The 546-nt window shown below is 41.2% G+C and carries 1 protein-coding gene; it reads right to left on the bottom strand.

All coding sequences use genetic code 11. From position 1 onward, the window contains the following. Positions 1-546: YitT family protein (locus HC175_RS16995; protein ID WP_168139525.1), on the bottom strand; the 546-nt coding region annotated here is incomplete at both ends.

Genomic DNA, 546 nt, shown 5'->3' with positions numbered 1-546 from the left:
AGCTGTGAAGTACACCAAAAATGAATACATCGCAGTTTCTATGTTAAAAACAAAGGCTGCACCAATAAATATTAATGCATTGAAGGTAAGAATTATCTCGGCAGTAGAAAAAGCAGAATTTCGCGTGGTATGTAGAGCCATGATCTCGATCCCGTCCAAAACCCCACCTGCTTTTATCACCAGCCCAATCCCCAGGCCAATCAGAAAACCTCCAAAAACAGCAATAAGGACTTTATCTTCAGTCACCGGGGGTATTTCTATGAAATGCATTAATATAGTAAGCATAATGATGGACAGCAGGGCTCTTAAGGCAAAGGTTTTCCCTATCTTTTTGTAGCCCAGGTAGAGAAACGGAAGGTTGAAAATAACGAGTAAATAGGTGAAGGGGATATCCAGGATCTCTTGGGCAAGAATTGAGATCCCCGTAACACCACCGTCTAAAAAGTGATTTGGAAGCATGAATCCTTCCAGAGCTATCATTGCAGAGATAACACCAAAGATGGTATAGGCAATTGAATGAAGGGAGTAGATCGATCTCCAGTTAAT

Source organism: Salinimicrobium oceani (genome assembly GCF_012037645.1).
Note: the sequence above shows the minus strand (reverse complement) of the source record. Positions and strands in the feature narration are given on the sequence as shown.